At 48.6% G+C, this 10,045-nt stretch carries 6 protein-coding genes and 2 pseudogenes; 6 read left to right on the top strand and 2 right to left on the bottom strand.

The genetic code is table 11. The features are described 5' to 3' along the window. A pseudogene (locus ABUA47_RS13865) lies at positions 1 to 1,300 on the bottom strand (phosphoribosylformylglycinamidine synthase); the annotation flags it as partial. A gap of 188 nt (positions 1,301 to 1,488) precedes the next feature. Beyond that, positions 1,489 to 3,741 (bottom strand): family 20 glycosylhydrolase, encoded by a 2,253-nt coding sequence (locus ABUA47_RS13860; RefSeq protein ID WP_117589137.1) that lies wholly within the window; start codon positions 3,739 to 3,741, stop codon positions 1,489 to 1,491. A gap of 140 nt (positions 3,742 to 3,881) precedes the next feature. Here ABUA47_RS13860 and ABUA47_RS13855 point away from each other — a divergent pair, with 140 nt between their 5' ends. The 6 genes and pseudogenes from ABUA47_RS13855 to ABUA47_RS13830 form a co-directional block, all read left to right on the top strand. Next, positions 3,882 to 4,535, top strand: a complete 654-nt coding sequence (locus ABUA47_RS13855) for a LysE family translocator (protein ID WP_005826316.1) — start codon at positions 3,882 to 3,884, stop codon at positions 4,533 to 4,535. 37 nt (positions 4,536 to 4,572) lie between these two features. Then, complete coding sequence (locus tag ABUA47_RS13850) at positions 4,573 to 5,118, top strand: DUF4924 family protein (protein ID WP_005826317.1); 546 nt, start codon at positions 4,573 to 4,575, stop codon at positions 5,116 to 5,118. 60 nt (positions 5,119 to 5,178) lie between these two features. Further along, on the top strand, positions 5,179 to 6,033 hold the full coding sequence (rfbD, locus tag ABUA47_RS13845) for a dTDP-4-dehydrorhamnose reductase (protein ID WP_117589136.1): 855 nt from the start codon (positions 5,179 to 5,181) through the stop codon (positions 6,031 to 6,033). A 21-nt stretch (positions 6,034 to 6,054) separates the two neighbouring features. Next, positions 6,055 to 7,629 carry a peptide chain release factor 3 gene (locus tag ABUA47_RS13840; RefSeq protein ID WP_005826320.1) on the top strand — a complete coding sequence of 525 codons (1,575 nt, stop codon included), beginning with the start codon at positions 6,055 to 6,057 and terminating at the stop codon, positions 7,627 to 7,629. Positions 7,630 to 7,850: 221 nt separating this feature from the next. Then, positions 7,851 to 8,831 (top strand): helix-turn-helix transcriptional regulator, encoded by a 981-nt coding sequence (locus tag ABUA47_RS13835; RefSeq protein ID WP_117589135.1) that lies wholly within the window; start codon positions 7,851 to 7,853, stop codon positions 8,829 to 8,831. 666 nt (positions 8,832 to 9,497) lie between these two features. Further along, a pseudogene (locus ABUA47_RS13830) lies at positions 9,498 to 9,974 on the top strand (ATP-dependent helicase); the annotation flags it as partial. Positions 9,975 to 10,045 lie beyond the last annotated feature (71 nt).

Here is a 10,045-nt window from a genome sequence, read left to right as displayed (position 1 = left end):
CCTCGTTGTAGGCGCGTTTCTGCATTTCGGCGTTGGCGCGTTGCACGGCATTCAGCTCGATGCCACTGCTGTAGCGTCCGGTATCTACGGAAGATACGGAGCCGCCGCCCAAACCGATGCGATAATTGTCTCCACCGATGACAACCACTTTGTTGCCGGCTTCCGGTGTACCTTTCAAACAGTCACGCTGGGTACCGTAGCCTACGCCTCCGGCAAGCATAATCACTTTGTCGTAACCATAGACTTCATCTTTTTCCTTATGTTCGAAAGTGAGCACGGAACCGCAGATTAGCGGTTGGCCGAATTTGTTCCCGAAATCACTGGCACCATTGGAGGCTTTGATTAGTATTTGTTCGGGAGTTTGATACAGCCATTTGCGTACCGGCAGAATCTCTTCCCAGGGACGTCCTTCTTCCGTACGGGGGTAGGAGGTCATGTAAACGGCTGTTCCGGCAATCGGCCAAGAGCCCTTACCGCCGCCCATACGGTCGCGAATCTCACCGCCCGTACCGGTAGACGCACCGTTGAACGGTTCTACTGTTGTGGGAAAGTTATGTGTTTCCGCTTTCAGGGAGATGACACTCTTGATGTCCTTTACTTGGAAATAGTCGGGCTTGGAGTGGTCTGCCGGAGCAAACTGTTCGATAACCGGACCTTCGGCAAAGGCTACATTGTCTTTGTAGGCAGAGATAATCTTGTTGGGATTCTCTTGTGTAGTTTTCTTTATCATCTGGAAGAGTGAAGATTCCTGTTCCACTCCATCGATGATGAATGTCCCGCCGAAGATTTTGTGACGGCAGTGCTCGGAGTTGATTTGCGCGAAGCCGAATACTTCGGAGTCTGTCAGAGGGCGCCCGAGGTCTTTCTCTACCTTCTTGAGGTAATCCATTTCCTCTTTGGAGAGTGCCAGACCTTCCTTTTCATTGTATGCCTCCAGGTCTTCGATGTGTACAATCGGTTCCGGCTGCCGGTTGGTTGTAAATACATTCTGGTCCAGCCCCTTGTACATACGTTGCAGCATCGGATCGTGGTCTGCGTTCTCATCTTTTACGGGGAAGTACTCCTCGATGCGTATGATGCCGTCCAGCCCCATATTCTGGGTGATTTCTACGGCGTTTGTACTCCAAGGAGTAATCATCTCACGGCGCGGGCCGACGAAATGTCCTTTCAGGTTGTCTTCACTTTCGGGGGTGGCTTCTCCAAAAAGCCAGCAGAGTTTGTCGCTGTCTGCCTGGGGGAGTTCGTGATTACATTCTACGGCAATCACACTCTTGGATGGGGTTCTGAAAAAAAGAATCATAGTTATATTTACGATTTTACGATTTACGATTTTACGATTGAAGTTACTTCTTTGAGTATCTTCATCTTTTCTTCTTGGGGGCAAAGATACGTAAAATCGGTGGGGAGGAGAAAAAAAGGAAAACAAAAAACGCATGCAATTTTACTCGTATGCGTTTTTTGTTCTGTTTCATAAAAACCGGATGTGTGTTATTGTATGACGATTTCATCCGTAAATAAGAATTGCTTCTTCCCTTGTATGGCATGGAAGCGTACATATCGTGCCTCAGTGGGGGTGCCAATCCAGCCGAAATCACGGAATATCACGTCCTTTCCGGCCTCTTCCTCGCTGCAGATATCACTGCCCAGCAGGGTGAAGTTCTTGCCATCAACAGATGCCCATACTTCCACTTTGGCAGGGAGAAATACTTGTGGGGTACGGATTTGCATGAAGTTGGCCATGACCCGATGTATGGCGGTCACTTCGCCCAGGTCGATAATGGCATCCAAATCATTGGGGCAGAAGCCCTGCCATCGTCCGTCCATGTAGCTTTTGCCGCCGCGAAGTCCGTCGAGGAGACCGGCGTCACCGCCGCCTTTGTATACTTCTTTATGCTGATAGTATCTGCCGCCCGGTGCATAGGTTATCTTTTTGCCTATGCCCTTATGGTAGTCGGTGCGCAGGTGAAGGCTTTTTCCGATAGGCTTTTCTCCGTCGAAAAGGCGTGCGGTCAGCAATATGGAGTCTTTTACGGCAAACGGTTTCTTGTATAACTTGGAAGATACAGTCGGTTCGGAGCCGTCCGTTGTGTAGCGGATGTCAATCGGATGTTTTTCGGAGGTGAGGGACAGCATGATTTTTTTCTTGGCATAGTCAACGGTCTGGCTGGTCTGCACTTGTTCCGACAAGGTGAACGGGTTGTACCCTTTCGTCCGGATGTATCGTATTTCGTTGTTGATACGTCTCTTGAAACTCTCCGGATGCTTGTTCTCCATGGGAGTCCAGCCTACTTCTGCCAGAGCGATGATGCGTGGGTATATCATATATTCGGCATGTTCGTAAGTGGGCAGATATTCAGCCCATACATTGCCTTGCACGCCTAATATGTATTTGCAGATATCACTTCCCAATGAATCGGGAGCCGGGTCGTAGGAGTAGGTCTGTCCGATGGGGATGCAGGCGCCAAACGCCAGCGGCTGTGTCTCAGGGTCATCCTGGTAGTGGTCCAGATAGCAGTGGCTCTCCGGTGTCATGATGGCGTAATGCCCCATGCGGGCGGCGGCAATGCCACCCTCCGTACCCCGCCACGACATGACGGTTGCGTTGGGGGCCAGGCCTCCATCCAGTATCTCGTCCCAGCCGATGATTTCACGCCCTTTGTCGTTGAGGTACTTCTCTATGCGGACTATCATATAGCTTTGCAGCTCACTTTCATCTTTGAGCCCTTCTTCCTTCATGCGCTTCTGGCATTTGGGGCATGCCTTCCAGTGGCGTCTGCTGGCTTCATCACCTCCAATATGGATATACCGGGAAGGGAACAGCCGTATCACTTCATCCAGCACATCTTCGAAGAACTTGAAGGTCTCTTCGTTTCCGATACAGACTTCACCGGATGTATAAGGCTTGCCGGTACAGGACAGCTGTGGATAGGCTGCCAGTACTTCTCCCGAGTGTCCCGGCATTTCTATTTCGGGGATAACGGTGACATGCCTCAAGCGGGCATATTCCAGAACCTCACGTACATCCGCTTCCGTATAGTAGCCTCCATAGGCTCCTTCTTCATCCTTCTCGCAGAAGTGATGGTCATATTTCCCCCAATCCTGCAGATTGGCGGCTTTTCTCCAGGCTGCGAATTCTGTCAGGCGGGGATAGCCCGGAATCTCCAGCCGCCATCCGGCACCGTCGGTCAGATGCCAATGCAGGCGGTTGATTTTGTAGGTGGCTACCAGGTCTATTTGTTTCTTGACATAGTCCGTGTTAAAGAAGTGTCTTGAAACATCCAGGTGCAGCCCACGATAGGGGAATCTGGGTTCGTCCTTGATGGTCGTGACTGGCAGTTCCTTCCCGTTACGGGCAAGTTGTGCCAGGGTTTGCAGTCCATAGAAGGCACCTGCTGCGGAGGAGGCCTGAATGTTTACACCTTGTTTGCTGACTGTCAGGTTGTAGCCTTCGGCAGCGATTGGATTATCCGTTGCGTCCGTTATTTCTATCGTTACAAAAGGGTTCTTGTCGACAAGCTTCATGGGGATGGCAAAGTCCGGCAGATAGGCCAGCAAGTCATTCATGTCGGATTTCGCCAGATTGGTCGAGAAGGTTACCGTAGATGGCAGTTCTACTGTTTTTGACGTTGTTTGGGCATACTGCGGATATGGAACCACACCGAGTTCCTTGGGGGCTTCGCATGCCGTCAGTAGTAAGACGGCCATGGAAACGAGTGTTAGAGTTTTTTTTATTCGTTTCATAAGGGGGTATTGTTAAGTTCGGAGGTAAATATACGGAATAATATGTAAAATGGATAATCTTTACTTCTTAAAATCCTTTTCCGTCGAAAAAACGTTAACACTATTCGTTCGTCTCATAAAAAAGTCCGATATTTGCAGCCATGATTCAGATAGAGACCATATTTGACATATTGTGGAAGGGGTTCATTATCGGCGTCATTGTGTCCGCGCCATTGGGTCCTGTAGGAGTATTGTGTATTCAGCGTACTTTGAATAAAGGACGGTGGTATGGTTTCGTAACGGGGATAGGAGCTTCGCTAAGCGATATTGCATATGCTTTGCTGACGGGCTACGGGATGAGTTTCGTTTTTGATTATGTCAACAAGAACATCTTTTACCTGCAACTTTTCGGAAGCATTCTTCTGTTGGCGTTTGGCGTTTATACGTTCCGCAGCAATCCGGTACAGTCCATCCGTCCGGTATCCATCAACAAGGGTTCCTATTTTCATAACTTCATAACGGCGTTTGCCGTCACGCTTTCCAATCCTCTGATTATATTCCTTTTTGTAGGCCTTTTCGCCCGCTTCGCTTTTGTAAGTGAGGGAGTGCTGGTATTCGAGGCCGTTACCGGATACTTGGCCATCGCATTGGGCGCTTTGGCATGGTGGTTTGGCATTACCTTTTTTGTCAATAAAGTCCGTACACAATTCAACTTGCGTGGCATCTGGATGCTGAACCGTATTATCGGGAGCATTGTCATTGTGGTGTCTGTGGTGGGATTGGTGTTTACGCTGATGGGTGAATCGCTGTATTGAGTGGGAAGGTGAAAAATCATAATTCATACATTTTATCGTGAAGATTGCGCAACAACTGAAAGAAAAGAATATAGCCGAATACCTTATATATATGTGGCAGGTGGAGGATTTGCTCCGTGCCAACGGCTGTGACATAGACCGGATACGCCAGAACATCATTTTGCGCTATCCGGAGGAGGAACGGCCTGCGTTGGAAGAATGGTATGGAAATCTGGCAGATATGATGCGTGCGGAAGGCGTAACGGAAAAAGGACATCTGCAAATCAACCGGAATGTCATTCTGAACCTGACGGAGCTGCATGGCGAATTGCTGGCTTCTACGAAATATCCGTTCTATAATGCGGCTTATTTCAAGGCACTGCCTTTTATCGTGGAGCTGCGCCAGAAGAGCGGCCGGAAAGAGGAGCCTGAGGTAGACACTTGTTTCGAGGCACTTTATGGAGTGCTGCTGTTGCGCTTGCAGAAGAAGGAAATCAGTCAGGGCACGGCAAAGGCTATGGAGGCCATCAGCGGTTTCGTCTCGTTGCTTGCCAACTATTATGACAAGGAGAAGCGGGGAGAATTGGAGTTGATGGATAATTGATAATTATGGAGGAAAATATTGTTCATCGTAACATTCTATATATAAGTGTAACTTTATTAAATGAATATTCTGATAACCGGTGCCAACGGTCAACTTGGCAATGAAATGCGAGTGTTGTCGAAAGAAAACGGACAACATGCTTATTTTTTCACTGACGTGCAGGAATTGGACATTTGCGACGAACAATCTGTGCATGGGTTTGTGAAGGACAACCGGATAGATGTAATCGTGAATTGCGCCGCTTATACGGCTGTAGACAAGGCGGAAGACAATCAGGAGCTTTGCGACAAGCTGAACCATGTCGCTCCGGGCTATCTGGCTGCCGCTGCCGAAGCTTGCGGTGCTGCATTGATACAAGTGTCTACCGACTATGTTTTTGACGGAACCGGACACATCCCCTATACGGAAGAGGCGGCTACTTGTCCCGATTCAGTATATGGTTTTACCAAACTGGCGGGTGAGCAGGCGGTGATGAAGCATTGCAGCCGTGCCATGATTATCCGTACGGCGTGGCTCTATTCCATTTATGGAAATAATTTTGTGAAGACGATGCTCCGTTTGGGACGCGAGCGCGAGACGCTGGGAGTTGTATTCGACCAGATAGGTACGCCGACATACGCCAATGATTTGGCACGCGCCATCTTTGCGGCTATCAGCCAGGGAATCGTGCCCGGCATCTATCACTTCAGCAACGAGGGAGTCTGCTCGTGGTATGATTTTACGTTGGCTATCCATCGTCTGGCAGGTATCAAGAGCTGCAAGGTAAGTCCGCTGCATACGGACGAATTCCCTGCCAAGGCGCCGCGTCCGCATTATTCCGTGTTGGACAAGACAAAGATAAAGAAGACATTCGGCATCGATATACCCCATTGGGAGGCGAGCCTTGCCGTCTGCATGAAGAATTTGGAAGAGTGATTATTACTGACTAATTGATATATGGCCAATAACAACGAAATAGAGAGACGGAGAACGTTTGCGATTATCGCGCATCCGGATGCCGGTAAGACATCATTGACCGAGAAGCTGTTGCTTTTTGGTGGACAAATCCAGGTGGCGGGTGCCGTAAAGAGCAATAAGATAAAGAAGACGGCAACGTCGGACTGGATGGATATTGAAAAACAGCGTGGTATTTCCGTTACCACTTCTGTAATGGAGTTCGACTACCATGACTACAAGGTCAACATCCTTGATACTCCGGGTCACCAGGACTTTGCTGAAGATACCTACCGCACGCTGACGGCCGTGGATAGCGTTATCATCGTGGTGGACGGTGCGAAAGGTGTGGAAACGCAGACACGCAAGCTGATGGAGGTCTGCCGTATGCGTAATACGCCGGTGATTATCTTCATCAACAAGATGGACCGTGAAGCCAAAGACCCGTTCGACCTGCTGGACGAGCTGGAGGAGGAACTGCACATCCACGTGCGTCCCTTGACGTGGCCTATCGAGAGCGGTGTCCGTTTCAAGGGTGTCTACAATATCTACGAGCATAACCTCAACCTCTACCAGCCCAGCAAGCAGGTAGTGACGGAGAAGGTGGAAGTGGACATCCATACCGAGGAGCTGGACAACCAGATTGGCGCCCAACTGGCCGACAAGCTGCGCGGAGAATTGGAACTGATAGACGGTGTTTACCCCGAATTCGATAAGGAGGAATACTTGAAAGGAGAGCTTGCTCCCGTATTCTTCGGTTCGGCACTGAATAATTTCGGTGTGCAGGAACTGTTGGATTGCTTTGTGGAGATTGCTCCCAGTCCCCGTCCCGTGAAGGCGGAAGAACGTGAGGTGGAGCCGGAAGAACCTAAATTTACCGGATTCATCTTTAAGATAACCGCCAATATCGACCCGAATCACCGTTCATGTATCGCTTTCTGCAAAATCTGCTCCGGGAAGTTTGTACGCAATGCCCCGTACTTGCATGTACGTCATGGCAAGACGATGCGTTTCTCGTCGCCTACGCAGTTCATGGCGCAGCGCAAGACAACTGTCGATGAGGCTTGGGCGGGAGATATTATCGGCCTGCCGGATAACGGTACGTTCAAGATTGGCGATACGCTGACCGAAGGCGAGGCGCTTCACTTCAAGGGGCTTCCGAGTTTCTCGCCGGAGATGTTCAAGTACATTGAGAATGCCGACCCAATGAAGCAGAAACAGCTTGCCAAGGGTATCGACCAGTTGATGGACGAAGGTGTGGCGCAGTTGTTCGTCAACCAGTTCAACGGGCGTAAGATTATCGGTACGGTGGGGCAGTTGCAGTTCGAGGTCATCCAGTATCGTCTGGAGAATGAATACAGTGCGAAGTGCCGTTGGGAGCCGCTCAGTCTGTATAAAGCCTGCTGGATTGAGAGCGATGATGCGGCTGAACTGGAAGCCTTCAAGAAGCGCAAATACCAGTACATGGCGAAAGACCGCGAGGGTAGGGATGTGTTCCTGGCGGACAGCGGATATGTGTTGCAGATGGCGCAGATGGACTTCAAGCATATCAAGTTCCACTTTACGAGCGAGTTCTAAGCTATACGATTTTTGCTGACTCACGGCTATAAATGATGCAAGTCGAAGAAAAAGAGGAGGTACAAAGTAATGAAAAACTTTGTACCTCTTTATTTATTGTGGGAAGAAAGTGTTACCTTTGTTTCTGCAACGATTAATATGCATTGATTATGAAAACTGTTGAAGTAAGCTCGTTCCTTACCGATTTTACACCTTGCTTATTATAAACACAAAATTTCAAGATGAAACATACCTTCCTTTTTCTCCTGCTGATTCTCCTTCTGGGGCTGACAGCCTGCTCGAAACCTGCCGATAGAACTTTGATGAACTACGAACAGTCCCTTTCTCATGCTGACTCGTTGGTGCAATGCGGTGCTGTCGACAGTGCCCGGGCCGTCCGCCTGATTTCCGGTTTGCACCGTGAGTATAATCAGATAAAGGAGCTTTCCGATGGCAGGCATGTGCGGCTGAAGCCGGTCAGTGGTTACGAACGTTTTTTCTGGGGAGTGTTTTCTGTGATTATGTTCAGCATTTCCGGTGCTATGCTGTTCAGCCTTATCCGTTTCAAGAAAGAACGTAGTCACCGTAACTATCTTGTCACCCTGAGTGAAAACGAACAGCGCTTGCGCAACAATGAACGCGAGCGCGAGGAACTGGAAGAATGCCTGAAGGAGATGTCGCTGACCGACGAAGAGCGCGAAGAAGTGCATAGCTCGCTGACAAACCTCATGGAACATGGCAGCCGTCTGGATAAGGAAAACGAGTCACTCCGTGCCCGTCTCAAGGAGTATGAAGACAACCCTGTGCCCCGCGAACTGGAACTGTTGAGGAAAGAGGGCGAGCGTGTCCGGATGCTCGACGGGCAGGTGCAGGCGCTTGCTTCCGCCATGATAGACGCAGACGAAGTGGTGAAGCAGTTGCGCATCCAGCCCAAATTCCTTGCGGACAGCCAGTGGGACTACTTGCAGAAGCTTACTGACAGAGTATACAAGGGCGCTTCCAAACGCCTTGTCCTGCGCTTTCCCCAGCTTACGCCTGCCGACAGCCAGCTCTGCATGCTTATCCGCCTGCACTTCAGCAATGCACAGATTGCCACGCTCATTGCCGTGTCTCCCGCTTCCGTGTCCCAGCAGAAGTTCCGCCTGAAGAAGCGGATGATGCAGGCGGATGGGAGGCTGTTTGCCGACGGAGAGACGCTGGAGGGAGTGATTGGAAGCTGCTGAGAATGATAGATTCTTCAAGAATCTCGAAGTTTCAAGAAGATTTTAGCTGCACTTTCATCGCCGAATCAGGTATAATCTCACTTGGTATTTCCCAATTTCCATAAACTGTTTTTTTGCCAACGCTTGTTCCGGATGTGGTTCTGTGGGTGGGAAATCTATACTGAGCCCTATTCAGTCGTATACTTAGATACCCTCAGTCGTATACTTAGGGTACCTCAGTCGTATAGTGAGATACCCCCACTTCAGAAGGTGTTTTGGGAGGGGGATGGGCTGTGGCGGCTTGATAGCTTGAAGCAGATGCTTTGGGGGGTTGAAATGTTGTTGCAAAATGAGATGAAAAACTGATTGGTGACTTAAAAAAATGTTATTCCTTGTTATTTCAATAGTTCGCTTTCCATCGGACTGCTAAAGTGTTGAATTGATTACGGATGAGAGCATAGAATCAAATTGCTCCATAATTGAAAATATCCCTCCAAAAGAAGTGAGTTTACCGGATTTTATGCTTATTTTTGTCATGCTTGTTGAAGATTTCTTATGTTTTTTTTGCAACACTAATTTAAGTGAATCTTCTGACATGGCAAAGTACTGGGCAATATTTTATTGCTCAGTACTTTAAATAATTGTTTTTGTAAAGTGTCGCGGAATTAAGGTTTAATAAAAACGAGGATGGAACATCCCAAATTAATAAACAATATAAGCGAGCGTGTAGTGGATGACATCAAAGGACGGTTATCCAAAGGCACTTTTGTGTCTATTGCTGCGGCTTCATTCTCCATCTATGCCTACGAAGCATTGAAAGAAGAATTGGAGCAAGTGGAACAATTGCGTTTCATTTTCACGTCTCCTACTTTCATCAAGGATAAATCAAAGAAAGAGAAACGGGAGTTTTTCATCCCTAAACTTAACCGGGAACGTAATTTATATGGCACAGACTTTGAACTTCGCCTTCGTAACCAATTATCACAAAAAGCAATTGCCAAAGAGTGTGCAGACTGGATTCGTAGAAAAGTGCAGTTCCGTTCCAATGCTTCGCAAGAACAGATGGGTGGATTTATGCACGTCAACAACGAAACTCAACGGGTTTACCTCCCGTTTAATGAGTTTACTACCACACAATTGGGCTGTGAACGTGGTGCTAATGTTTAGAGGATAGCCGACCGTTTAGGGCGGTTCATCCTCATGTTCGAGACAATTTTTATTTCCTTTATTACATA

It is taken from the genome of Bacteroides sp. RTP31139st1_H2_RTP31139_211217, assembly GCF_040227615.1.
GTDB classification, from domain to species: Bacteria; Bacteroidota; Bacteroidia; order Bacteroidales; family Bacteroidaceae; genus Bacteroides; species Bacteroides uniformis.
Note: the sequence above shows the minus strand (reverse complement) of the source record. Positions and strands in the feature narration are given on the sequence as shown.